We start from the raw sequence: 22,669 nt of genomic DNA on the forward strand, positions 1-22,669 counted from the left end.
CGCGTCCCCATCGCTACCCAGCGACCGTCGTGATCCGGGCGGTCGCCGGTCGAGTCCCGACCCCGCCGATTCGGATCCCCTCGCAGGAAGCGCCCTCCGTTCGACGAGGGCGTTACACGAAATCGAGGAGAAAGCCCACGACTTCAGTCGTGGGAGAAGTCACTTGAGGGTGACGTAGACGAGCGAGACCAGTGCCAGGAACTGCAGTCCGCGCAGAACCAGCATCACGCGGTGGACGAGCGGTTCGTATCCGTACAGCATCGCCTCCGCGAAAAAGAAGTAGACGGCGACGAGGTTCTCGAGCATTAGAACGAGGCTAAACAGTAGCAAACCGAGAACGAGCGGCGTGCGGAACCGGCGGTAGTTCTGGGCCCACACGTACGTCAACACGCCGAGTAGGACGAGGTTCCCTCCCGAGAGCGCGGTCGCGACCGTAACTTCCGTCGTAATTGCCATGTCACTCACTCAAGTTTGTCCGTGATCGACTCGAACGCGGCCCTGTGGCCCTCGAACTGCTCGGTCAGGAAGTAGAGCTTGCCGTACTCCTGGCTGCCCTCTTCGACGACGTCGTGTTCCTCGAGCAGGTCGAGGTGGTACCGTACCGTGTTGTACTCGACGTCGAGTTCGTCGGCTAACTGGTTCGCGTTTCGCGGCCGATCGTCGAGCTCCCGAATAATTCGTGCTCGATTTTCGCCCCCGCGCGTACCGGCGATGAGGTACCACAGCGCCTTTTCCATCCGAACGGTCTGGCGTTAGTGTGACTGTGCTAAATAGTTCACCCACTCCCACCCGAGGATTCGGCAGCACCGACCGGGATCGGGGTGGGCTTACTTTAGAGGGGGCTGCCGGGGCTATCTGCGGGGAAGGAACACCGTCGACGGAACCGGGGGAACCGGTAACCATAGCGCCTCGGCCGATGTAGGATACCCCAAGGTGAACGTGTCGCTCCGGCGTGCATGCGGATGCACGACCGCCGAACGATTTTACCGGTCCTCGAGTGAGCCGTCTTTCGAGCAGCCCGCCGAAGCGTACTGGGACAGTAACCGCTCCACCGTTCGATCGGCCGCTCGGTAATCGGAGACGCCCCGTTCGATGTCGACACGGTCTCCGACGGACGGTCGAGCCTTCTCGCTCGCGCACAGGGCTTATCTGGCGCGCAGGGTTTGAGTACCATATGAGTGAGCGGAGCGGATCCAGAATGGCGTTCTGGGACGATGCGGCCGAAGACGATGCCCATCAGCGGTACCAGACGCTTCTTCACACGATCGGCGACGGGATCTTTCAGCTCGACGCCGAGGGCCGCTTCGTCGCAGTGAACGATGTTCTCCGCGAATTAACGGGGTACGCGTACGACGACCTTCTGGGGGAGCAGATCGCCGAGATCCTCGACACCGACGGGTTGGGGATCGAGCGCGAAATCGAGCGACTCCGGACGAACCCCGCCGAACAGAGCGCACTCCTCGAGGTTCCCGTCCGGACCGCCGGCGAGAACGCGGTGCTCTGTGACGTTCGAGTAAATCCGTTCGACGAGGACGAGTCCCTGCGGGGTGCCGTCGGGACCGTCCGCGAGATCGCCGGCCGAAACCGAACGGAGTTCGACTGGGACCAACAGCACCGCGAGTTCGAGTACGAGGGAGAGAGCTACGAGATAACGCGGGACCTCCAGGAGAGCGAAGAGCGACTGCGGCTCGCGCTCCAGGCCGGCGAGCTGGGCATGTGGGAGCTCGATCTCCGGACCCGGAAGTCGCCCGTCCGGTCGCCCCAGCACGATCGGATCTTCGGCTACGAGGAGCTCCGAGAGGACTGGAGCTTCGAAACGTTTCTCGAGCACGTCCACCCGGAGGATCGCGAGTTCGTCGAGCGCAGTTTCGAGGAGGCCTTCGAGACGGGAACGTGGGAGTTCGACTGTCGGATCGTCCGAACCGACGGCGAACAGCGGTGGATCGCGGCCCAGGGCGAGTTCTACTACGATACCGACGGGGAGGCGGTTCGTGCGATCGGAGTCGTTCAGGACGTCACCGAACAAAAGGCGAACGCGAAGTCGCGGCTCGAGGCCGCGACCGACGCCGGCGCCGTCGGGACCTGGGAGTGGCACGTTCCCGACGATCGTATGGTCGTCGGCACGTCGTTCGCCGATCAGTTCGGAGTCGATCCCGACGCCGCCCGCGAGGGCGTCTCGCTCGAGCAGTTCGTCTCGTCGATTCACGAGGCCGACCGCGAGCGTGTCAGAGAAAAAATCGAGACCGCGGTCGAGACCTGTGGGAAGTACGAGGCGGAGTACCGCGTCTGGAACGCCGACGACGAACTCCGGTGGGTGTTCGCCCGCGGCCACGTCGAGTGTGACGAGGACGGGAACGCGCTGACGTTCCCGGGAACGCTCACCGATATCACCGACCGAAAGCGAGCCGAGATCGAGGCCGAAAACCAGTCGCGGCAGCTCGAGACGCTGTTTCAGGTCCTGCCCGTCGGCGCCGTCGTCGCCGACGGGAACGGCTCGTTGCTCAGGGCCAACGACGTTGCCAGGGACATCTGGGGCGGCGACGTGTTCGATGCGCAGTCCGTCGACGAGTACGACAAGTACTCGGCGGTGTGGGCCAACACGGGCGAGTCCGTCGAGCCCGAGGAGTGGACGATGGCCCAGGTGCTTCGCGGCGAGACCGTCACGGAGCCGAACGTGTACGAGATCCGTACGTTCGACGGCGAGCGTCGAATCATTATGGAGCACGGCAAACCGGTAAAAGACGCCAACGGCGACGTGATTCGAGCGATCGTGACGCTCACCGACATCACCGAGCGGAAGACGTACGAGCAGAAACTCGAGGAGTCGAACGAACGGCTCGAACAGTTCGCCTACGCGGCCTCTCACGACCTCCAGGAACCCCTGCGGATGATCACGAGCTACCTCGAGTTGCTCGAGGGTCGGTACGGCGACGAACTCGACGACGACGCCGAGGAGTTCCTCGAGTTCGCCGTCGACGGCGCCGATCGGATGCGAGAGATGGTCGACGGGCTGCTCGACTTCGCGCGCGTCGATACGAAAGACGAGCCGTTCGAGCCCGTCGCGCTCGACGACGTACTCGAGGAGACGCTCGATACCCTCCGGATAAAAGTAGACGAGAGCGAAGCCGAAATCGAGGCGGAGTCGCTTCCCCGCGTGCGAGGCGACGAATCCCAGCTTCGACAGCTCTTCCAGAACCTCCTGAGCAACGCGATCGAGTACTCCGGCGACGGGCCGCCGCGAGTCCGCATCGAGGCCGAACGCGCCGGCGACACCTGGACGATAGTGGTCCGCGACGAGGGGATCGGAATCGATCCCGACGAGCAGGACCGCGTCTTCGGCGTGTTCGAACGGCTCCACGGTCAGGAGGAACACTCCGGAACCGGGATCGGGCTCGCGCTCTGTGAGCGGATCGTCGAACGCCACGGCGGCGAGATCTGGGTCGATTCGGAACCCGATGAGGGAACGGCGTTCTCGTTCACGCTCCCCGCGGCGTAAAACATCGTCTCGGTCCGCCGTACTGTGGTTCGCGGAGCCCGCGAGTGAAACGGCAGGAACCGGACTGGCACCCGAAACGTCGAACTGTCCGGACGACCCCGTTACAGAGAAACAGCGCGAAATCCCACGCTTCAGTCGTGGGAGACGGTCAGGCTACCGTCGCGCTCCGTCCCGCGGCCTCGATCGCCTCGAGGAAGATGCCGATCCCGAGATCGATCTCGCGCTCGCTGGAGTCGAGCGGCGGGAGCAGTCTGATCGTCTTCTTTCCGCAGCCGAGCGTCAACAGCCCGCGGCGCAGCGACTCCTCGACGACGGCGCTGCGGCGCTCGGGGGTGTCGAACTCGACGGCGAGCATCAGTCCCTTCCCTCGGACGTCGACGACGTGGTCGGGCGAATCGTCCCGAAGCAGCTCCTTCGCCTGCTCGCCCCGTTCGGTGGCGTTGTCGAGCAGATCGTACTCGTCGATCGCCTCGAGAGTGAACGCGCCCATCATCGAACCCAGTAAATCGCCGCCGCCGAACGTCGAGCCAAGTCGGTTCTTCTCGCTGGGGAAGATCTCGGATCGGGAGATCGTCGCGCCGACGCGCAGTGCCTTCGCGGCGGAGATGACGTCGGGTTCGATCGGATAGTGATCGGCGGCCCAGAGCTCTCCGGTGCGGCCGACGCCGGACTGGATCTCGTCGACGATCAGCGGAATGTCGTACTCGTCGGTGACGTCTGCTACCTCCTGCATGAACGCCTCGCTGGGGAAGCGGTAGCCGCCGACGCCCTGGATCGGCTCGAGGGTCAGGAAGGCGATCTCGTCGGGGTTGATGTGGCCACCCTCCGGAGACAGCGAGTTCCGAAGCTGCGAGCCCTCGTTCGCGAAGAAGCCACAGTCACAGCTGGCGGCGTCACAGCCCCGATCGGCACAGAACGGGACCGTCTCGATCCCGCTTATTTCGGGGTAGTGACGGGTGTAGACCTCCTTGGATTTGGTGATCGAGAGGGTCCCGAAGGTGCGCCCGTGGAAACTGCCGGCGAAGGCGACGCCGTACTTCGCGGGCGCCCGATGGTCGTGGGCGATCTTCATCGCGTTCTCCATCGACTCCGCGCCGGAGTTCGAGAGAAAGACGGTGTCCATCCCGTACTGGCTCGAGACGTCGACCAGTTTCTCCATCAGGTGGCTCGAGCCCGGCACCTCCGAGTCCTCGGGGGTGGGACCCGCACCGAAGTACATGTCCTGGCCGGCGATCTTCATCGGTTCGACGAGGTCGAACTCCCGCAGTTTGCCGGTGAGCTTCTCGTTGTTGTACCCGAGTGGCGCGGCACCGATGTGACACGTGAAATCGAGCAAGACGTTGCCGTCGACGTCGGTGACGAACGGGCCGTCGGCCTCGCGGGTCACGTCCCACACGAACTCGTGAGAGTACTCGCTGGGTGCCGCGTTCTCCCCGTGGAACTCGACCCACTCCTGGGCGTTAGGGCCGGGGAACGCGTCCACGTTCGGTTCGGCAGTGTCCCTGTCCATACACAGATAATGTGTACGTCGTACATTAAATGTTGTTATAGATGAGCACGGGAGTCGGGAGACGAGGATCGCGACGTCGCGGCGGGCGAGTCGCCCGAACGAAAAGAGAGTCGGTCGAAACGGTCCCGTCAGTCGTCGTCGCCCGGCTCCGCGGTCGTCGTCGGATCGTCCGATCGCCGCTCCGTCGAGCCGACGATCACCGTCTCCTCCTGGAGCAACACGCGGCCGTTGGTGCCGCTCAGGTTCTTGATCAGCGACAGCATCGCGAGGAAACAGACGATCGCGAACGGCGCGCCGGTAATGACGACGGCCTGCTCGAGCGCGCCGGCGCCACCCTCGCCGCCGAGGATCATCAGGATCGCGGCGGTCAGCCCGAGAACGACGCCCCAGAAGACCCGGTTGATCGTCGAGGGCGACTCCTTGCCGCCCGTGGTCATCATCGAGACCGCGAGCGTCGAGGAGTCGGCCGACGTAATGAAGAACGTCGTCACGAGCACGAGGAACGCGACCATGAAGATCGCCCCGAACGGCAGAGCGTCGAACAGGATGAAGCCGGACACCTCCGCGCCGACCTCGCCCGCGATGACTTCGCCGAAGTCAGCGCCGCCCGTATCCTGCAGGAAGACGGCGGTCCCGCCGACGAACGTGAACCAGGGAATGGTCGCGGCTGAGGTCGCGACGATCCCGGTGAAGGCGACCTCGCGGATGGTCCGCCCCTTCGAGATGCGGGCGATAAACAGCCCGGCGAAGGGAGACCACGAGAGCGCCCACGCCCAGTAGAAGACGGTCCAGCTCTCGACCCAGCCGGTGCCGCCGTCGCCGGCACCGGTGTACAGGCTCATCGACACGAAGTTGCTGATCATCCCGCCGATCGCCTGCGAGCCGAGTAACAGCAGGAACATCGAGGGCCCGAGGATGAACGTCGCGAGCATGATTACGACGAACAGCCCCATGTTGAAGTTCGAGAGTCGGCGGATCCCCTTGTCGATCCCCAGCACCATCGAGATCGTAAACAGGATCGTCATCGTGGTCACGACCAGCAGGATACCGGTGTCGCCGAAGCTCAGTCCCCACTGGTACTCGAGGCCGCTGACGAACTGGCTGCCGATGAACCCCAGCGAGGTCGCGACGCCGCCGATCGTCGCGAAGACGGCCAGGATGTCGACGACCTTGGCGACGGGACCGTCGAGGTTATCTTTCCCGATGATCGGCGTCAGCGCAGACGAGGCCCGCAGCGGGACCTTGTCGTAGTTGTACGCGAAGTAGCCGATCGCGATCCCCATGATCGTAAACACCGCGAGCTGAGGGAGCGCCCAGTGGAACAGCGTCTGCTGGACCGCGAGCGGTATCGCCTCGGCCGTCCCCCCCTCGACGCCGAACAGCGGGTTCGGATCGTCGTAGTAGAACAGCCCCTCGGTCGGTCCCCAGAACACGACACCCGCGGCGAAGCCGGCCGAGTACAGCATCGCGAAAAACGAGAGGAAGCTGTACTCCGGATCCTCGTCGCCGAGTTTGAGCTTCCCCCAGGGGCCGACGATCAGGTACAACAGGAAGACGACGACCAGGAACACGATCACCAGCAGCGCCCAGCTCATGTAGCTGAGCATCTCCCCGTGAACCGTTTCGATTCCGCCGGCGACGAAGCTCCGGTCGACGAAGAACGCGACGATCACTCCGACGGTGAGCAACGCGCCGAACACGAAGACGACCGGATCGAGTTCGTCGAGGAACCGACCGACCATCCCTTCCTCGCTGTTACTCACGAGATCTCACCTCCGGCTCTCGAGCCGAGTAGCCGGTTCGATCCACGTCGATCCTCCCACCCGCTCGCCGTGCGCTGCGATGGCATACCGAACCAATTGCCAGTATCTTGCATAAATATTTCCTTTTCGTACCCACCATACACAGATTGCGTTTATTGTACGGATCCCGAACGAAGTCCCTCAACAGTATCTATAATCTAACACTCGTGCAGAGTATATAGATATATCTTCAGGTATTCACGACATAGCGTTCGGTGATCAAATCTGTCGGTCAGAGCCGTATCTGGCCGAACTAATCGGTGTCCGAATTACAAATCGTCGTACTCACGAACTGTATTCGATCTCGCCCCGGCGTCTCCGTCCGAGCCGCGATCGATACGGTACCGGTCAGTTCGTGAGCTCCTCGAGGTTGCGCTCGCGAGCCGTCGCGCTCTCGTCGGCGCGGTCGGCGAACTCGTCGACGCGGTCCTTGATCTCCTCGCGGGTCGCCTCCGGGGAGAAGGAGTCGGACATCGTCAACAGTCGGACGAACGCTCGCAGCTCCTCGTCGGTGAGCTCGGCGAACTCCTCGTTCTCGAGCTTCTCGACGACCTCGTCGACGTCGATCTGGCCGACCGGCTCGACGCTGAACTCGACGTTGACCATCCGGTAGTTCGACCCTGCGAGGCGCTGTTCGGCCTTGCCGACGCCCTCCGAGAGCATGTCCTTGAACGGCGTGTGGTATCCCATCGTGCCGAGGTGGAGGAAGGCGAGCATGTCCGTGATCCCCTGAGTGTAGGCGTCCCGGTCCTCGTCGTCGGGGTCGAACACCGTCTCCCGGTCTCGCTCTTCGAGGTACTCGAAGAGAATGCTGAAATCGAGTACCGCGTTCCGGACCCGGCGACGGATCCGGTTTCGCTTCTGTTTCTTCGAGTGGTCGGTGTAGTCCGTCTTCCGACCGAGCAGAAAGTCGCGATCGGACGGCGTGAGGATCCCGCGGGGTCGGTCCGAGTCGGCCGCGGTTCGAAGCGACTGCGGGACGTCATCCTGGCTCATACTGGCTACTGGTGGAGCGCGCGAATTAACGTTTCTGATCGGGGCAACGTGACGACGATCGGACAGCTTCGGCAGGCCGCGAGCGCGTCAGACCGGTCGACGGGAGAGTTCGGCGATCGTCTCCGAGAGCACTCCCACGCCGATCTCGAGGCTCCGCTCGTCGATGTCGAACGTCGGCGTGTGGTGGTTGGTCGGATGATCGGTCCCGACGAGCATGTAGGAGGCGAGCCCGCCACCGTCCTGGACGCGGTTCATCAGGTAGGTGACGTCCTCGCTGACGCCGAACTCCGTCGAAGGGATCACTCGGTCGACCCCTTCGACCTCCCTGGCGACCGATCCGATCAGCTCGCGCAAGGCAGGGTGGCTGTCGGCCCGCGGGGACTCGCTGATGACCCGCGGCGTGACGTCGCAGTCGTGCATCTCCGCGGCCGCGTACAGTACCCGCTCGAGTTCGGTCCGCATGTACTCCATCAGTCCCGTCGTCTCGCCGCGGACCTCCGCGTCGATCGTGATCTCCTCGGCGATGACGTTGCTCGCGGTTCCCCCCTCGATCCGACCGACGTTGACGCGGGTCTGGCCGTCGCTATGGCGCGGGATCGCGTAGGCGTTCTGGATCGCGGTCGCCGCGGCCTGCATCGCGTTGCCGCCCTCGTTGGGCGCCTTCCCCGCGTGGGCGCTCGCCCCCTCGAACGTCGCCGTCAGGTGGGCCATCGCCAGCGGCTTCTCGACGCCGGCGACGATCTCGCCCGTCGGGTGGTCGAGCCCGACGTGGAGCGCCAGCAGGTAGTCGACGTCCTCGAGGTAGCCGCCCTCGGCCATCGCCTTCCCGCCGCCCGAAATCTCCTCGGCGGGCTGGAAGAAGACCTTCAGCGTCCCCTCGAACCCGCCGTCGGAACGGGGTTCCGACGAGGATCGCGACCCATCGAGTCGATCACCGCTCCCCGCGATCGCCTCGATCGTTCCCAGCGCCATCGCGATGTGGGCGTCGTGACCGCAGGCGTGCATGTACCCCTCGTGTTCCGAGCGAAACCCCTCCGCGGCGGGCCGGTGTTCGGCCAGATCGGACTCGGTCATCGAGATCCCGTCCATGTCGACCCGGAGCCCGATCGTCGGGCCCGACCCCTGCTCGAGGACGCCGACAACGCCGGTGTGGCCGTCCGCCGTCCGCTCGAGGAGGTCCTCTCGAACCCCCGCCTCGCGGGCGCGCTCCAGCCAGGGCTCGAGTTCGCTGGAGTCGGGGACCGCCATGCGCTGGTCGGTCGAGAGCGCCTCGCGACCGACGGCGATCTCGTCGACGCCGATCCGCTCGAGCTCCTCGACGATTCGGGCCGTCGTCCGAAACTCGCGCCACCCCGGCTCCGGACATCGGTGGAACTCCCGTCTGAGCTCCGACAGCCTGCTTCGAACGTCGTGCACCATCTTTCGTGGCGGTAAGAAGCCGGTACACTTAACGATAGTCAATACCGGGATTCGGTTCGAATCTACTCGGCTCGAAAACGGAGACCGTACCCGATCCTACTGCGAGCCGAGGTAGGCGGTCGCGTCCATCTCGACCCGGACGTCCTCGGGCAACCTCGAGACCTCGACGCAGACCCTGGCGGGCGGTTCCTCACCGAATTTCTCGCCGTAGGCCTCGTTGACCCGCTCGTAGTCCTCGAGATCGGTGAGGTAGACGGTGACCTTCACGACGTCCGCGAGACCGTCGCCGCCGGCCTCGCTGACGACCGCGGCGATGTTCTCGAGCACGCGGTCCGTCTGGGCTTCGATGTCGCCGTCGACGGCCTCCCCGGTGTCGGGGTCGACGGGACCGTAGCCCGAGACGTGGAGGGTGTCCCCGGCGCGGACGCCCTGGGAGTAGGGGTTGTCGTTGCTCGGTGCACCGTCGGTGCTGATGGGTTCGGTGTCGGACATCGTTCGAGTCCTCAGGCCGTCTGTTTGGTCTCGGCCGTCGCGTGCTCGATCGCGTCGGCGACGACGTCCATCGCCGTCTCCGCGAGCTCCTCGGTGAGCACGAGCGGCGGCAGCAGCCGGAGGACGTTGCCGTGCCGACCGGCCGTCCAGACGAGGACGCCGTGTTCGAAGCAGTACTGCTGGATCTCGTCGACGAGGTCGTCGGCCGGCGCGCCGTCGCCGTCGACGAACTCGGCGCCGATGAACAGCCCCTGCCCGCGGACGTCGCCGAGGTGATCGTTCCCGGCGGCGACTTCGCGGAGCCGATCGCGGATGTGCTCGCCCAGCTCACGGGCGTGAGCCAGCAGGTCGTGGTCCTGAATGTACTCGATGGCACGGCTGCCGGCCCGCATCGCGACGACGTGGCCCCGGTAGGTGCCGGCGTGGTCGCCCGAGCCCCACGTGTCGAGATCCTCGTGGTACATCGTCGCCGACAGCGGGAAGCCCACGCCGCCCAGTGCCTTCGCCGAGGTCATCACGTCGGGCGTGACGTCGGCCCAGTCGTTGGCCCACCACTCGCCGGTGCGGCCGAACCCGCTCTGGATCTCGTCGAACATGAGCGTGACGTCGTTGTCGTCGGCGAGGTCGCGCAGCCCCTGCAGGAACCCCTCCGGGGGCGTGACGACGCCGCCCTCGCCCTGGATCGGCTCGACGAAGATGCCCGCAGGGTTCGCGAGTCCGCCGTAGGGATCCTCGAGGATCGCCTGAACCTCCTCGAGTGCGTGATCGACGGCCTCCTGTGGTGCCTTCCCCTGCTCGAACGGGTTGGGGTAGGGGGCGTGGACGACGTCGGACAGCAGCGGCGAGTAGTGTTCCTTGAACCCCTTGTTGCCGGTGAGGCTCATCGCGCCGGGCGTCGCGCCGTGGTAGGCCCCGCGGAACGCGATCAGGCCGTCACCGCCGGTGTTGTACTTTGCGAGCTTGATCGAGGCTTCGACGGCGTCGCTCCCGGTCGGACCGCCGAAGACGACCTTCTGGTTGCCCTGCAGTCCCGAGGGGGCGATCTCGTCGAGCTTCTCGATCAGCTCGAGCCGGGCCTCGGTCGGGAAGTCGACCGTGTGGACCAGCTTGTCGGCCTGCTCGTGGACGGCCTCGAGCACGTACGGGTTCGCGTGGCCGACGTTGAGCACGCCGATGCCCGCGAACATGTCGATGTAGGTGTTGCCGTCGACGTCGCGAACGGTCGCGCCCGAGCCCTCCTCGAACGCGACCGGGATGTCCTCGGGGTAGGCGACCGCGCTGCTGTCGATCTCGCGTTGCTTCTCGAGTAGTTCCCGCGAGCGCTGGCCGGGGACGCTGTCGACGTTCGGTGCTTCGTCGTAGTGGAGTTCGTCGATCGGTGGACTGCTCGTCATACGTAGGGCCAGGAGGAACAGTGATAAATAATTTGTCCACAGTAACTATAGAGGACGTACACAGAAATCGGTTCGATAACCGTCGGTCGGGCTGCGCGAACGCTCACCTCGGTAGTCACTCACTACCGATGAGAAGCGGCGACATAAGCGGGCCGAAAGACGCCGGCGAACCGCTGTGGGAACGGGGCGACGAGAACGGCACCCCACCGACTCGAGGGGCTACCAGGGCTCGTCCTTCAGTCCGAGCTGGTAGGCGATCATGTTCGTCGTCACGTGCAGGATCGGGGTGAGCACGACGACGACGGCGATCACGCCCCACGTGAACACCTCAAAGAACCACTCGGTCGCGAGCAGCGCCGTCAGGGGAAGCGAGACGACGACGAAGTCGAGCTGGTCCAGTCCGGGGAACATCGCGCCGCGCTGGCGTCCGGTTCGGCGCTTGAGGAACGAAGCCGTAATGTCGCCGAGCATCGCCCCCGCCGCGAGGCCGACCGCCGCAAGCGGCGTAAACGCCGGGACGTCGAACCCGGTCGCCGCGCTCACGTCGTCGGCGACGAGGGTCAGCGCGCCCGCGAGGAGCACTCCCGCGAGGATCCCCGCGGCGGTTCCCCGCCAGGTCTTCCCGTCGCCGAGCACGCGCTTGTCGTCCCACGTCCGTCCGCCGTCGATCGGCCGACCGCCCCCGGCCAGCACCGCGGCGTTGTTGGGAACGTAGGCGGGCAACATCGCCCAGAAGGCGACGACGATCGTCTCGAGTACTGCCATGTTCGGCGGGACGAACCCGCAGGTCTTAATCGGGGGTGGTTCGTCCTCGACCCGTCGCACCGCCGATAACATCAGCTCCATATAAGCTCGGCGACGTAACTACCGTATGATGCTGCCAGTTGCGAATCGGTTCGTCGCCGGAGAGGGACCAGCCGAGGCCCTCGAGCACGTTCGTCAGCTGAACGAACGGAACGTGAAGGCGATCGTGAACCTGCTGGGGGAGCACTACGACGACCGCGAGGCCGCCGACGCCGACGCCCGGGAGTACCGGGAGCTCGTCGAGGACATCGCGCGGTCCGATCTCGAGGCGACGGTGTCGGTCAAACCCTCCCAGATCGGGCTCGATCTGGGCGAGGACGTCTTCCGGGAGAACCTCGAGGGGATCGTCGAGACCGCGGCCGAGCGTGGCGTGTTCGTCTGGATCGACATGGAAGATCACACGACGACGGACGCGACCCTCGACGCCTACGAGGAGCTGGCTCGAGAGTACGGGGGAGGAGTGGGCGTCTGCGTCCAGGCGAACCTCAAGCGGACCCGGAGTGACGTCGAACGGCTCGCGGACGTCCCCGGAAAGGTTCGGTTCGTCAAGGGTGCCTACGACGAGCCGGTCGAGATCGCCTACAAGGGCAAAGACGCCGTCAACCGGGAGTACGAGGCCCTGCTCGAGTACGCCTTCGAACAGTTCGAGGACGGGATCGCGATCGGCAGCCACGACCCGGCGATGATCGACCGCGCGATCGAACTTCACGAACAGCACGGTACCGACTTCGAGATCCAGATGCTGATGGGCGTGCGCAACGACGCCCAGTTCGAGCTCGCCGAGGAATACGAGGTCTACCAGTACGTCCCCTACGGCGATCGCTGGATGTCGTACTTCTACCGCCGCGCGATGGAACGCAAGGAGAACCTCTGGTTCGCGGTTCGAGCCGTCCTCGGCCGCTAAAGGAAAGGGCTCATTAGCCCCTAGTGTGAGGTGGCGTACATGGCTTCGTGGAAGCGGGATTTCGCAAGCGGGCTGATCGTCCTCGGCCCGATTCTCGTGACCCTCTACGTTATCTACTGGCTCTACGGCCTCATCGCGGGGCTGACTCCGGGGCTCATCCTCGACGAGGCCGCGCTCCGACCGCTGATCCCCGGGGACGGCGGTCAGGCCCAGCAGACCCGCGAGGAAGTCGCCCAGTTCCTCCGGGTGATCGTCGCCCTGACCGTCCTCGTGATCCTGACGTTCTCGGTCGGCTACCTCATGCGGACGACTGTCGGCGGGCTGGTCGAGCGACTGGTCGACAACGTCGCCAACCGGGTCCCCGTGATCCGGGTCGTCTACAACGCCTCGAAGATGGCCGCCGAGACCGCCTTCGGCGAGCAGGACTCCCTGCAGAAACCCGTCAAACTCGAGACCTGGGAAGGGCTTCGGATGACCGCGTTCAAAACCGGCAAGGTGACCGAGGACGGCCGAGAGGTGCTGTTCCTGCCGACGTCGCCGAACATCACCACCGGGTTCGTCATCGAGGTCGAGTCGAGTCGGATCACCGAACTCGACGAGGACGTCGAGGACGCCCTGACCCGCGTGCTGAGCGCCGGCTTCGGCGACTCGAAGCGCAACCGAGACATGGGCGCCGGCGTCTCGATCGACGTCGTCGACGAGGCGACGACCGACGGCGGCGAGAGCGAACCCGACTCCGATCGGAGACGGCTCGAGGACTGACTCCGAGCGGTAGCCGAGATCCCCCGGCGCTCGCCGCACTTTCGACGGGGGAACCAGAACCTTTTGCATCGACGGTCCGCTCCGATCGACCATGCAACGACGTGCAGTTCTCGCCGGCGTCTCGAGTCTCGCCGTGCTCGCCGGCTGTCTCTCCGACGACGACGAGATCGACGACCGGGGCGAGATCGAGATCCTGATCGACGACGAACCGGTGAACCTCTCCGAGGATCGGTACCAGGCCGAACACGCGTCGAACCATTCGATCGACTTCCACCTCCACGAGGGCAGCGACCAGTGGTACATGGAGGGCGAGGAGCGGGTCACGTTCGCCGAAGGGATCGATCTCCTGCCGTACTTCTCGTTCGAAACGGACGACGGTAACCACGTCCTCGAGCACGACGGCGACACCTACGACGAGGCCGACGCCGACACCGAGATGACGTTCCTGATCGACGGCGAGTCCGTCGACCCGACGGAACACACGCTCGAGGACGGCGACGAGATGGTCCTCGAGGTGTCGACCAGCGGATGAGAGCCGAGCCGACGGTCGAGCCAAGAGGCGTCCGCCCGGGTTGATAACGGCTCGAGTTCGAGTACGGGTATGCCAGCTGTCGACGACGCCGCGAGGGTAGTCGACTCCGACGTCGGCCGAGCCGAGATCCGGGAGTTCGCGACGATCCACGACGCCGAGATCGGCGACGGCTGTCGGCTCTACGAGCGGGTTTCGGTCAAGAAATCCCGTCTCGAGGGAGACGTCGACGTCAACGCGGGGACGTACGTCGAGAACGCCGAGATCGGACCCGGCGTACAGATCGGCCCGAACTGCAGCGTCGTCGGCGTCACCCACGAGCTACGCGAGGACGGGATGGTGTTTCGAAACGACGTCTTCGAGCGGGTCGTACTCGGTGCGGGCGCGTTCCTCGGCGCCGGCAGCGTCGTCGGTCCGGGACTCGAGATCGGCGAGGGAACGGTGGTGGCCGCAGGCGCGACTGTCACCGACGACGTCGGTCCCGGGAGGATCGTGCTCGGATCGCCGCCGACACAGCAGGTCGTTCCGCTGGACGAGTGGCTGGATCAGTGAGTCGGAAGTGAAGGGAACGGTCGCCCGAGCGAGTTCCGCGAAAGTCCGATTCACCCGGCACGGCAAACTCACGCGTCAGCCGCATCGGAACCGCTGTTCGGGCCGAACAGCGGTAAGTCGACCTCGATTGTGTCGTACCAGACTGTCGGCCGCCTGGCAGTGCCACGTTCCTCGAAGTCGATGAGCCCCAACGATTCGAGTTCGTTTAGATTTCGGTGGACCTGCCGAACGTCACGATTGACCAACCGAGCGGTCTCTCGAATGCCCGCCGGTTCCTCGGTGGCGATCGTTCGGAGCAACTCGAGATTCTTCGGTCGCGTGACCTGGTGAAGTTGCTCCGGATCGTGGAACGTACACTCGAAGTACGGGTCGACGTCGTCACCGTCGTCGATTGCACGGAGCGTCTCCTCAGTTCGGGTCGTATTGCTCCGTTCAAACCGGATATGCAGGACGCGCTCCGTGTCGGTCGGGTTAGTTCCAGTCGTGGCCATAATCGTTTACCTCGGTTTTGAACTGTTGGTACAGGGGTAGTATTCCGTCAAAGTCGACTTCCTCGACGGTACCATCCTGAGTATGCTTGTGGTGGCGTGTCGAGCCGGGATGGTCCGGAAAGTTATCGTATCGGATCAGTGTCTCGCCCTCGAGGGTGCCGTACTGCAAACTGTATTTTACGCCGTCCGGATACCGATCCGATTCGGGGACATCCCACGCTCGGACTTCTGCATATCGCTCACCGAAGTTCTCTCGCTCGCGTAGGAGCAACGTCCCCGACTCGTCGTCTCCCATCGGCTGTTGCTATCATCTACAACAGTATAACTGTTGCTCCCAGCTCCAACACTAGCCGCTGTTCCGCCCGCCACCATCGACTAATCGGAGCCTTCGATTCCGATGCAAGACATGGGACTACCATGGGTAGTACCTGGTCAGGTCTGTCGGGAGTTGCACGTGTGGCGACGCCGCGGCAGCTCTCGACTCGTCTCCTTCTCGACTATTCTGGATCAACTCTGTTAGATGCGTTGTGGATGGCACACCAACAGCAGCGTCGCCGCCACATCGCGTGAAAGCCGCAGAACGGAGGATTGGTCCCTAGACGTACGTGAACCACTCGTCGTACTCGTCGGTGCGCCGTTCGACGACCTCGAAGAACTTTGACTGGATCTCCTCGGTGACCGGACCGCGGCCGCCGTCGCCGATGACGACGTTGTCGACCTTCCGGATGGGGGTCACTTCTGCCGCCGAGCCGGTAAAGAACAGCTCGTCGGCGGTGTTGAGCTCGCCCCGCGAGATCGAGGCCCTGTCGTGGACGGTGTACCCCAGATCCTCCGCAAGCGTGATCACGGTTCGGCGGGTGATGCCGTCGAGGATCGACTCCGAGAGCCCGGGCGTGTAGATCTCGCCGTCCCGAACCATGAAGATGTTCTCGCCGGGCCCCTCGGCGACGTCGCCCTCCTTGTTCAACACGATCGCTTCGGCGTAACCGTTGCGTCGGGCCTCCTCGCCGGCCAGCAGGCTGTTGACGTACAGCCCCGTCGTCTTCGCGTTCGTCGGGACCTGGCTCGAGGCGTGTTTCCGCCACGAGGAGACCATCACTTCGATCCCGTTCTCGAGGGCATCCTCGCCGAGGTAGGCCCCCCACGGCCAGGCGGCGATCGCGATCCGCGTCGGACAGTCGCCCGGCCCCACGCCGAGGGTGTCGTAGCCGTAGAAGGCGATCGGACGGATGTAACAGGAGGCGAGATCCTGACGCTGAATGAGCTCGAGGGTCGCCTCGGTTAGCTCCTCGATATCGTGGTCGATCTCCATCTCGTAGGGTTTGGCGGACTGGTAGAGCCGTTCGATGTGTTCCTCCCAGCGGAAGATAGCGGGCCCCTTCTCGGTATCGTAACAGCGTGCCCCCTCGAAGATCCCCGTGCCGTAGTGAAGTCCGTGAGTCAGAACGTGGATCTGTGCGTCGTCCCAGTCGACGAACTCACCGTCCATCCAGATCGTGTCGACGTCCATCTCGTCGAATCCCATGATCGTAGGTGTTGAAGACCACGGTACTAAGTGTTCGCTATTCGGGAAGCGGAAAGCGAGTCCCCTCGAGCGATTAGTCGCGGTCGCGAACCCGGAGGGTTTCGACGGCAACCGCAACCGTTCCGACGACGGCGACCGCAACGGCGCCGAACTGGAGGAAGACGGCGAACGCCGAGTCGTCGCTATCGCCGCCGTGATCGTGAGCGTCCTCGTGGTCGTGGGCGTCGTCCCCGTGGTCGTGGGCGTCGTCGCTGTCGTGATCGTGGGCGTCATCGCCATGGTCGTGGTCTCCGTGGCCGTCGGGTGAGACGGCAATCACGTCGACCCACTCGCTGACGTACGAGCCGTCGGGCGCACCGGTTACCCGCAGCTCCCAGCGGCCGTCGTCGGCGAGGGGCTGGACCGTGGCGTACGTGCCGTCGTCGGTCTCCTCGAGTTCGACCTCGATCTCGGTCCCGTCCTCGCTGCTCGCGAGCAACCGAACGGCCTGGTCCGAGGCCATCGGCTCGCCGTCGGCGTCGAGGAACGCGACCTCGAAGACGATCGGTTCGTCCGCCTCGAGCACGAAGTAGTCGTCCCCGTCGGCCTCCTCGGCGGCCGGGAACGCGCCGATCTCGAGGAGACCGTCGTCGTACTCGCGTTCGATCGTCGATTCGACGAGGTCCTCCCCCTCTGCGACGGCGGCCGTCGGTGCCGACGTGAGCAGCCCCGACAGCAGGAGGACGGCGACGAGGACGAGCAGCTCGAGTCGGATCGCTCGACCGATCGTCCGCAGCTGGCCGTCCTCCGAAGCGGAGCCACCGTCCGTGCTCGTCGGCCGCGAGGGAGCTGCCGTATCCGCACCGCCCGACGGCTCGAGCCGACTCAGAAGGACGAATCGCGTCGCGCCGCCCAGTCCGAGTGCGATCGCGATCAGCGCCAGCTTCGCGACGAGGGTCAGCCCGTACGTGGTGTCGGTGAGGCCGTCCGCTTCGGGAACGTGCCAGGAGGCGAGGACGAACCCCGTCGCCACGACGAGGGTGACACCGCTCAGTGCGAGGATCGAGAATCGCCGGATCGCATCGGCGACGAGGGTGGCTCGGTCGCCGACCGCAGTCTCTCGGGCCGTCGGAACGACGGCGAGAGCGAGCACCGCCAGCCCGCCGATCCAGAGCCCGGCACCGACGATGTGAACGAAGTCGACGATCGTTCCCTGAAGGCGATCGATCGCCGTCGCCGAGTGGCTCGTCCAGGCGACCGTTCCCGCGAGGGCGAGCGCTCCGACGAACGTGGCGACGAGCGCGGGCCGACGGGCACCGCCTCGGCTCCGTCGGACGACGACCGCGGTGACGAGCGCCGCCACGGCGAGCTGTGCGAGCCAGGCCTGCCCGAGCGGCGTTTCGACGAACTGCGAGACGGTGTCGACAGAGAGCGGACCCAGGTTCGTGCTCCGGGCGAGCCCGAGTACGAGTGCGCTCGCGAAGGTGAGGACCGCGGCGCCGACGAGCAGTCGGCCGATTCGTCGGTCGAGGGAGGCCCGCCGATCGCCGGCGCCTCGAGCGAAAACGGGTCCGGCAGCGACGGCCGCCGCCGCTGGAATTCCGACTAGACCGACGATTCCGACGAGTAACAGCCCCTTCGAACCCGCTTCGATCGGCGCGATCGATTCGTCGGTCTCGTCTTCCTCGTGCGATTCGAGCACCGCGTCGCGATCGAGGGGTTCGTCGCCGACGGCGAAGAAGAACGAGCCCGACGTGGTGTGGCCGTCGTCGGCGAGGATCTCCCAGTCGACCGCGTACATCCCCTCCTCGTCGGCGTCTTCGATCGGCACGCGAACGATCTGGCTGTCGCCGGGGTCGATCTCGGGTTCGGCCGAGACGACCTCACCGTTCGGGCCCTCGACGGTGATGTCGGCGTTGACGACGCCGTCACCCGAGAAGTAGAGGGTGACCTCCTCGGGGACGTCATCGACCTGCTCGCCGTTCGCTGGGTTCGATTCGCTCAGGTAGGCGTGGGCCGCAACCGGCGTCGCCACCAGCGCCATCGCGAGGCCGGCGACGACGAGACACGCGAGTATCGCCGCGAGAAGCGACCGGCGAGGGGGCGAGTCGTGTTCGCCGAGCGACGATATCGCGTCCATCGGTTATCGGATTCTGCTGGTGTATCCGGTGCCGGAATCGCCGACGTACTGGACCGTATCGACGCCCTCCTCGACCTCGACGTGGTCGACGACCTCCTGGGCTTCCATGTCGAGGATCGCGACGATCCCGTCGGCATCGGCGGGGCTGATGAAGTAGCCGCCGCCCTCGACGCCGGATCGGTGGAGGAAGGGGGCGTCCTCCGGGCGCTCGATGTCACCGATCTCGAGGGTTTCGACGACCTCCGCCGCCTCGACGTCGATGACCGATGCCTCGTCGGTCTGAGTGTGTGCGGTGAACGCGTACAGCGTCCCGTCATCGCTCTCGTGGTACCGGAGCGCGTCCGGGCCTTCGTCGACGTCGACGACACCGAGCTCGTCGCTGTCCTCGCTCGTCGCGTCGAGGAATCGAATACTGTTGCCGTCGAGGACGCCCAGTACCGCCTCGTCCGGCGAGAGGTACATCCCGCCCGCGAACTCGAGGTACTCGACGACCTCGTCGCTCTCGGTGTCGACGACGGCGGTCTCGTCGCCGTGCTCGAAGTACGCCAGCTCCGTCTCGGGGGCGTAGGCCTTGTAGTGGGTTCCCTCCTCCTCGTTCTCGAGTTCGATGTAGTCGGTTCGCTCGTACCCCTCGAGGTCGATGACCAGCGCCGCGGGGTCGTTGACGTTCGTCGCGTACCCCATCGAACCCATGTCCTCGTGGTAGAGCAGCTTGCCGTGGCCCTCCGCCTCGAGGCCCGATTCGACGATCTCGGTGACCTCGTGGGAGGTGGTGTCGATGACGTAGAACGTGCCCTCGTCGTCGGCGTGAGCCCACATCTCGTCGTCGTTCGGGTGATACATGTGCGTCGGATCCGGGCCGATATCGACCTCGTCGACGATCTCGTGGTTCTCGGTGTCGATGACGAGCACCTGCGATGGCGACTCTCTGAGGACGTAGATCTCGCCGTAGTCGGCCGTGATCCGCGGGTCGCCCCATCCCTCGTCCTCGAGTCCGTCGGTGATCTCGTCGACGACCTCGCCGTCCTCGGGATCGATGACCGCGATCGTGTTCGGCGCGAAGGCGTAGATCAGTCCCTCGCCGTCGCCGTTCTCGCTGTCGGTCTCCGACTCCTCGTCGTCGCCGTCGTGGTCGTCGTGATCGTCACCCGCTTCGTCACCGTCGTCGCCGTCCTCGCCATTCTCACCAGCACAGCCCGCGATACCGACGACGAGTCCGCTTCCAGCTACCTGTACGAAACGCCGTCGCTTGACCGATCGGTCCATACTCGACTCTACTCCCGATCGACTACGTTCGTTCTGGTGCGATTATCGAAACTACCGCAAGATCGAGAAAATAAAATATTTCCTCCGGATGTATGTTCGCCTGTCGGCTCTCGAGGCGTCGAACTAGACGTTCAACTTCCGTTGCTACTTCGAACTCGGTTCTCCCTCGAGGAGTCCGTCGACGAGGCGAGTAAACCGGTCGAGCAGCCGGTCGGGAACGGTCGGTTCGACCGTCGACAGCAGTTCGCCGGTCTGCTCGGGGTTCGCCAGTCGGAGAACGACTCGATTGCGCTCGTCGTAGCTCTTCTCGACGACCTCTTGCTCGACCAGGCGGTCGAGGTGGTACTCGAGCGTGCTTCGGGCGATCCCGAGCGCGTCGGTGACCGCACCCGGCCCCGTCGGCTCGTGTTCGATCAGGTGGACGACGATCTCGCGGGCGGTTTCGCGCCGGAACAGCGCCAACATCGCCCGCTCGCGTTCGTCGTGCGTCGGCGGGTAGTAGTGGGTCCGGCCGTAGAACTCGCCGCGTACGAGTTCGCCGTCGTCGATGAGCCGGCGGACGTGGTACTGGATCTGCCCCGGCGCGAACGCCGACTCCCTGACGAGTTCGTTGAAGTGGATGCCGGCGTTGGCGTGGACGTGCGTTCTGATCTGTCGTCGCGTATCGGACATATGGAACGGATCACCGAAATTCCGGCCGAACCGGCTGTTACTGCCGGCTAGCCGTCCGGTACTAATAACGGTTTCCGATCCCCCGTGTGGCGCTGAGGCGGTCGGTGCTCCTCCCGTGACCGAAGAACATAGGTAACGTTCCGACCGACGTAGAGATGCGGAGATGCACCACACGAATCCGTTCGATCTCGGATGGCTGGATCCGCAGGTAGCTCCAGTTTTGCTCGTCGTGATCGTTCTGGCAGTGCTCTGTACGGCGGTGCTGTTTTGCTGTGGCGTCGTCGCGTATCTGCGGCGACGGTCGACTCGCTATCTCCTGATTACGATCGTTCTCGGTTTGCTCCTGGTCCGGTCGCTGGTCGGGCTCTGTACCGTCTTCGGGATCGTACCGATGAGCGCACACCACCTCCTCGAGCACGGTATCGACGTCTCGATCGCCGTGTTGGTCCTGTACGCGGTCTACCGGAGCGGGCCAGGAGCCGAGCGGACGCAGTTCGAGACCGACGGTAACTGACGACCGAAATCAGTCCAGTCGCTCGAGGACGTCCCGGCCCTCGAGGTAGACGTAGTCGTAGCGGTCGGCGTAGGCGCGGGCGTCGGCGGGAGTGAGCGCCTTGCCGGTCTGGTCGTCTAACATCTCGCAGACGACGACCGCGGGCGGGAGGTCGGCGGCGTCGGCGAGCGCGAGGCCGAGTTCGGTGTGGCCCTCCCGCTGGGCGAGCAGGTCGGGAGCCGCTTTCAGGAGGTGGACGTGACCGGGGACGCGAAACTCCGTCGCGAACTCGGTCGCCGACGGCTCGCCCGCGGCCTCGCCCAGCGTCCGAATCGTCAGCGAGCGATCCGCGTCGGTGATCCCGGTGTAGGTGTCGCGGTGGTTGACCGTCAGCGAGAACGACGAGCGCTCGTCGTAGCCGAGTTCGTGGTCGGCCGCGGCGGGATGATCGATCTCCTCGGTGTAGAAGGGGAGATCGAACGCCTCCGCGACCTCGTGAGCGAGGGCGACACAGACCAGCCCGCCGGCGTCGTTTCGCATGTGGGCGACGGCGTCGGGCGTGACCGCGTCGGCGTGGTAGATGATATCGGTCTCGCCCTCGCGGTCGGCCGCGTCGTGGACCAGCACCGGCTCGCCGGCACGCAGCGACTCGAGGGCGCGTTCGAACGCCGCCGGGGCCTGTCCGCCCGCGCCGGCGTTCGCGCTGGCGTGGCGCCCGGTCATCGGCGATCACCCACGGTGACCGTCACGCGGTCCCCGTCTTCGAGGTCGATCTCCTCCCGGAGTTTCTCGGGAGCGATGACTTCGAGCTGGTCCTCGTCGTGGTGAGTGCGCTCGGGGGCGATGATGTGAGCCTCCTCGTAGCGCTCCCCGTCGGCGGTCTCGACGATCGCGGGGTGACAGACCGCGGGCCCGTAGGTTCGATCCTCGTCCTCCCAGCCGTCGATCGACACCGGCTCGAGGGAGGCCATCGCGCTCCGGCGACGAACGCTGTCCTCCCGGAGGTCGACGTTCAGGGTGCCGGGAAACGGCTCGTACCCCAAGCGCTCGGCGAACTGGCGTTTGTACCCCGACAGCGAGATGTAGTGGCGACCCTCGCCCATCCCGCTGGTGACGGTACCCTCGAGTTCGACCTCCGGGTCGCTCTCGAAGATCCGCCGGTAGTCCTCGTACTCGGCGTGGAGGGCCCGTTCGCCCGCGTCCGTAACCGCGACCCACTGGCCGTCGCTGACGGTGTCGCGCTCGAGCAGGTCCGACGCTTCGAGGCGCTGGAGTCGGCGCGAGGCCGTCTGGTTCGACGCCTCGAGTCGGTCCGCGAGGCGGGAACAGGAGATCTTGACGTCACCCTCGAGCCCGCCTTCGAGCGCGAGGAGCTTGAGAACGGCGAGTTCGTCGTGGCCGACGGCGGACTCGGCTGACACTGACATACCTAGAAAATTCGCG

23 protein-coding genes are annotated in these 22,669 nt (G+C 65.2%); 6 read left to right on the forward strand and 17 right to left on the reverse strand.

Features of this window, described 5'->3' with window-relative positions; genetic code table 11:
• Nucleotides 1-159 precede the first annotated feature (159 nt).
• Nucleotides 160-456 (reverse strand): hypothetical protein, encoded by a 297-nt coding sequence (locus tag QA609_RS08330; protein ID WP_278302131.1) that lies wholly within the window; start codon nt 454-456, stop codon nt 160-162.
• 5 nt (nt 457-461) lie between these two features.
• Nucleotides 462-737 carry a winged helix-turn-helix domain-containing protein gene (locus QA609_RS08335; RefSeq protein WP_278302132.1) on the reverse strand — a complete coding sequence of 92 codons (276 nt, stop codon included), beginning with the start codon at nt 735-737 and terminating at the stop codon, nt 462-464.
• Nucleotides 738-1,174: 437 nt separating this feature from the next.
• Here QA609_RS08335 and QA609_RS08340 point away from each other — a divergent pair, with 437 nt between their 5' ends.
• Entirely contained in the window at nt 1,175-3,496 is a 2,322-nt protein-coding gene (locus QA609_RS08340) for a PAS domain S-box protein (RefSeq protein ID WP_278302133.1), read from the forward strand.
• Nucleotides 3,497-3,644: 148 nt separating this feature from the next.
• Here the strand turns inward: QA609_RS08340 and QA609_RS08345 are convergent, their stop codons facing one another.
• The 7 genes from QA609_RS08345 to QA609_RS08375 all read right to left on the reverse strand — a co-directional run bounded on the left by QA609_RS08345 (nt 3,645) and on the right by QA609_RS08375 (nt 11,874).
• Entirely contained in the window at nt 3,645-5,006 is a 1,362-nt protein-coding gene (locus QA609_RS08345; RefSeq protein ID WP_278302134.1) for an aminotransferase class III-fold pyridoxal phosphate-dependent enzyme, read from the reverse strand.
• Nucleotides 5,007-5,134: 128 nt separating this feature from the next.
• The gene (locus tag QA609_RS08350; RefSeq protein WP_278302135.1) at nt 5,135-6,769 is read right to left on the reverse strand and encodes a BCCT family transporter; all 1,635 of its coding nucleotides are present in this window, start codon (nt 6,767-6,769) and stop codon (nt 5,135-5,137) included.
• Between the two features lie 387 nt (nt 6,770-7,156).
• Nucleotides 7,157-7,804 (reverse strand): hypothetical protein, encoded by a 648-nt coding sequence (locus QA609_RS08355; protein WP_278302136.1) that lies wholly within the window; start codon nt 7,802-7,804, stop codon nt 7,157-7,159.
• 87 nt (nt 7,805-7,891) lie between these two features.
• Nucleotides 7,892-9,223 (reverse strand): amidohydrolase, encoded by a 1,332-nt coding sequence (locus tag QA609_RS08360; protein WP_278302137.1) that lies wholly within the window; start codon nt 9,221-9,223, stop codon nt 7,892-7,894.
• Between the two features lie 96 nt (nt 9,224-9,319).
• The gene (locus QA609_RS08365; RefSeq protein ID WP_278302138.1) at nt 9,320-9,715 is read right to left on the reverse strand and encodes a Rid family detoxifying hydrolase; all 396 of its coding nucleotides are present in this window, start codon (nt 9,713-9,715) and stop codon (nt 9,320-9,322) included.
• Nucleotides 9,716-9,726: 11 nt separating this feature from the next.
• Nucleotides 9,727-11,109, reverse strand: a complete 1,383-nt coding sequence (locus QA609_RS08370) for an aspartate aminotransferase family protein (protein WP_278302139.1) — start codon at nt 11,107-11,109, stop codon at nt 9,727-9,729.
• 219 nt (nt 11,110-11,328) lie between these two features.
• A complete protein-coding gene (locus tag QA609_RS08375) occupies nt 11,329-11,874 on the reverse strand; it encodes a CDP-2,3-bis-(O-geranylgeranyl)-sn-glycerol synthase (RefSeq protein ID WP_278302195.1) in 546 nt (181 codons plus the stop codon).
• A 106-nt stretch (nt 11,875-11,980) separates the two neighbouring features.
• Between QA609_RS08375 and QA609_RS08380 the strand changes: the two genes are divergently transcribed.
• The 4 genes from QA609_RS08380 to QA609_RS08395 all read left to right on the forward strand — a co-directional run bounded on the left by QA609_RS08380 (nt 11,981) and on the right by QA609_RS08395 (nt 14,660).
• A complete protein-coding gene (locus tag QA609_RS08380; protein ID WP_278302140.1) occupies nt 11,981-12,817 on the forward strand; it encodes a proline dehydrogenase family protein in 837 nt (278 codons plus the stop codon).
• 39 nt (nt 12,818-12,856) lie between these two features.
• The gene (locus QA609_RS08385; RefSeq protein ID WP_278302141.1) at nt 12,857-13,579 is read left to right on the forward strand and encodes a DUF502 domain-containing protein; all 723 of its coding nucleotides are present in this window, start codon (nt 12,857-12,859) and stop codon (nt 13,577-13,579) included.
• 91 nt (nt 13,580-13,670) lie between these two features.
• Entirely contained in the window at nt 13,671-14,111 is a 441-nt protein-coding gene (locus tag QA609_RS08390) for a hypothetical protein (RefSeq protein ID WP_278302142.1), read from the forward strand.
• 69 nt (nt 14,112-14,180) lie between these two features.
• On the forward strand, nt 14,181-14,660 hold the full coding sequence (locus tag QA609_RS08395; protein ID WP_278302143.1) for an acyltransferase: 480 nt from the start codon (nt 14,181-14,183) through the stop codon (nt 14,658-14,660).
• 68 nt (nt 14,661-14,728) lie between these two features.
• Here QA609_RS08395 and QA609_RS08400 read toward each other — a convergent pair whose 3' ends face one another.
• From QA609_RS08400 to QA609_RS08425, 6 genes are all read right to left on the reverse strand, one after another.
• The gene (locus tag QA609_RS08400) at nt 14,729-15,151 is read right to left on the reverse strand and encodes a transcriptional regulator (protein WP_278302144.1); all 423 of its coding nucleotides are present in this window, start codon (nt 15,149-15,151) and stop codon (nt 14,729-14,731) included.
• The gene (locus QA609_RS08405) at nt 15,132-15,446 is read right to left on the reverse strand and encodes a DUF6516 family protein (protein ID WP_278302145.1); all 315 of its coding nucleotides are present in this window, start codon (nt 15,444-15,446) and stop codon (nt 15,132-15,134) included. The genes QA609_RS08400 and QA609_RS08405 overlap by 20 nt, the downstream gene beginning before the upstream one ends.
• Before the next feature lie 300 nt (nt 15,447-15,746).
• Complete coding sequence (locus tag QA609_RS08410; RefSeq protein ID WP_278302146.1) at nt 15,747-16,676, reverse strand: branched-chain amino acid transaminase; 930 nt, start codon at nt 16,674-16,676, stop codon at nt 15,747-15,749.
• Nucleotides 16,677-16,749: 73 nt separating this feature from the next.
• The gene (locus QA609_RS08415; protein WP_278302147.1) at nt 16,750-18,795 is read right to left on the reverse strand and encodes a FixH family protein; all 2,046 of its coding nucleotides are present in this window, start codon (nt 18,793-18,795) and stop codon (nt 16,750-16,752) included.
• Between the two features lie 3 nt (nt 18,796-18,798).
• Complete coding sequence (locus QA609_RS08420; protein ID WP_278302148.1) at nt 18,799-20,061, reverse strand: hypothetical protein; 1,263 nt, start codon at nt 20,059-20,061, stop codon at nt 18,799-18,801.
• A gap of 144 nt (nt 20,062-20,205) precedes the next feature.
• The gene (locus QA609_RS08425; RefSeq protein WP_278302149.1) at nt 20,206-20,733 is read right to left on the reverse strand and encodes an ArsR family transcriptional regulator; all 528 of its coding nucleotides are present in this window, start codon (nt 20,731-20,733) and stop codon (nt 20,206-20,208) included.
• A 163-nt stretch (nt 20,734-20,896) separates the two neighbouring features.
• Between QA609_RS08425 and QA609_RS08430 the strand changes: the two genes are divergently transcribed.
• The gene (locus QA609_RS08430; protein ID WP_278302150.1) at nt 20,897-21,247 is read left to right on the forward strand and encodes a hypothetical protein; all 351 of its coding nucleotides are present in this window, start codon (nt 20,897-20,899) and stop codon (nt 21,245-21,247) included.
• A gap of 9 nt (nt 21,248-21,256) precedes the next feature.
• Here the strand turns inward: QA609_RS08430 and ribB are convergent, their stop codons facing one another.
• A complete protein-coding gene (gene ribB / locus QA609_RS08435; RefSeq protein WP_278302151.1) occupies nt 21,257-21,949 on the reverse strand; it encodes a 3,4-dihydroxy-2-butanone-4-phosphate synthase in 693 nt (230 codons plus the stop codon).
• Entirely contained in the window at nt 21,946-22,653 is a 708-nt protein-coding gene (locus tag QA609_RS08440; RefSeq protein ID WP_278302152.1) for a CTP-dependent riboflavin kinase, read from the reverse strand. Before QA609_RS08440 ends, ribB begins: the two co-directional genes overlap by 4 nt.
• Between the last annotated feature and the right edge of the window lie 16 nt (nt 22,654-22,669).

Origin of the sequence: Natronococcus sp. A-GB7 (genome assembly GCF_029688865.1) — an archaeon.
Taxonomy (GTDB): Archaea; Halobacteriota; Halobacteria; order Halobacteriales; family Natrialbaceae; genus Natronococcus.

Coding starts and splice junctions, on each gene's coding strand:
- QA609_RS08330 (WP_278302131.1), bottom strand. CDS start 456: ATGGCAATTACGACGGAAGTTACGGTCGCGACCGCGCTCTCGGGAGGG.
- QA609_RS08335 (WP_278302132.1), bottom strand. CDS start 737: ATGGAAAAGGCGCTGTGGTACCTCATCGCCGGTACGCGCGGGGGCGAA.
- QA609_RS08340 (WP_278302133.1), top strand. CDS start 1,175: ATGAGTGAGCGGAGCGGATCCAGAATGGCGTTCTGGGACGATGCGGCC.
- QA609_RS08345 (WP_278302134.1), bottom strand. CDS start 5,006: ATGGACAGGGACACTGCCGAACCGAACGTGGACGCGTTCCCCGGCCCT.
- QA609_RS08355 (WP_278302136.1), bottom strand. CDS start 7,804: ATGAGCCAGGATGACGTCCCGCAGTCGCTTCGAACCGCGGCCGACTCG.
- QA609_RS08360 (WP_278302137.1), bottom strand. CDS start 9,223: ATGGTGCACGACGTTCGAAGCAGGCTGTCGGAGCTCAGACGGGAGTTC.
- QA609_RS08365 (WP_278302138.1), bottom strand. CDS start 9,715: ATGTCCGACACCGAACCCATCAGCACCGACGGTGCACCGAGCAACGAC.
- QA609_RS08370 (WP_278302139.1), bottom strand. CDS start 11,109: ATGACGAGCAGTCCACCGATCGACGAACTCCACTACGACGAAGCACCG.
- QA609_RS08375 (WP_278302195.1), bottom strand. CDS start 11,874: ATGGCAGTACTCGAGACGATCGTCGTCGCCTTCTGGGCGATGTTGCCC.
- QA609_RS08380 (WP_278302140.1), top strand. CDS start 11,981: ATGATGCTGCCAGTTGCGAATCGGTTCGTCGCCGGAGAGGGACCAGCC.
- QA609_RS08385 (WP_278302141.1), top strand. CDS start 12,857: ATGGCTTCGTGGAAGCGGGATTTCGCAAGCGGGCTGATCGTCCTCGGC.
- QA609_RS08390 (WP_278302142.1), top strand. CDS start 13,671: ATGCAACGACGTGCAGTTCTCGCCGGCGTCTCGAGTCTCGCCGTGCTC.
- QA609_RS08395 (WP_278302143.1), top strand. CDS start 14,181: ATGCCAGCTGTCGACGACGCCGCGAGGGTAGTCGACTCCGACGTCGGC.
- QA609_RS08400 (WP_278302144.1), bottom strand. CDS start 15,151: ATGGCCACGACTGGAACTAACCCGACCGACACGGAGCGCGTCCTGCAT.
- QA609_RS08405 (WP_278302145.1), bottom strand. CDS start 15,446: ATGGGAGACGACGAGTCGGGGACGTTGCTCCTACGCGAGCGAGAGAAC.
- QA609_RS08410 (WP_278302146.1), bottom strand. CDS start 16,676: ATGGGATTCGACGAGATGGACGTCGACACGATCTGGATGGACGGTGAG.
- QA609_RS08415 (WP_278302147.1), bottom strand. CDS start 18,795: ATGGACGCGATATCGTCGCTCGGCGAACACGACTCGCCCCCTCGCCGG.
- QA609_RS08420 (WP_278302148.1), bottom strand. CDS start 20,061: ATGGACCGATCGGTCAAGCGACGGCGTTTCGTACAGGTAGCTGGAAGC.
- QA609_RS08425 (WP_278302149.1), bottom strand. CDS start 20,733: ATGTCCGATACGCGACGACAGATCAGAACGCACGTCCACGCCAACGCC.
- QA609_RS08430 (WP_278302150.1), top strand. CDS start 20,897: ATGCACCACACGAATCCGTTCGATCTCGGATGGCTGGATCCGCAGGTA.
- ribB (WP_278302151.1), bottom strand. CDS start 21,949: ATGACCGGGCGCCACGCCAGCGCGAACGCCGGCGCGGGCGGACAGGCC.
- QA609_RS08440 (WP_278302152.1), bottom strand. CDS start 22,653: ATGTCAGTGTCAGCCGAGTCCGCCGTCGGCCACGACGAACTCGCCGTT.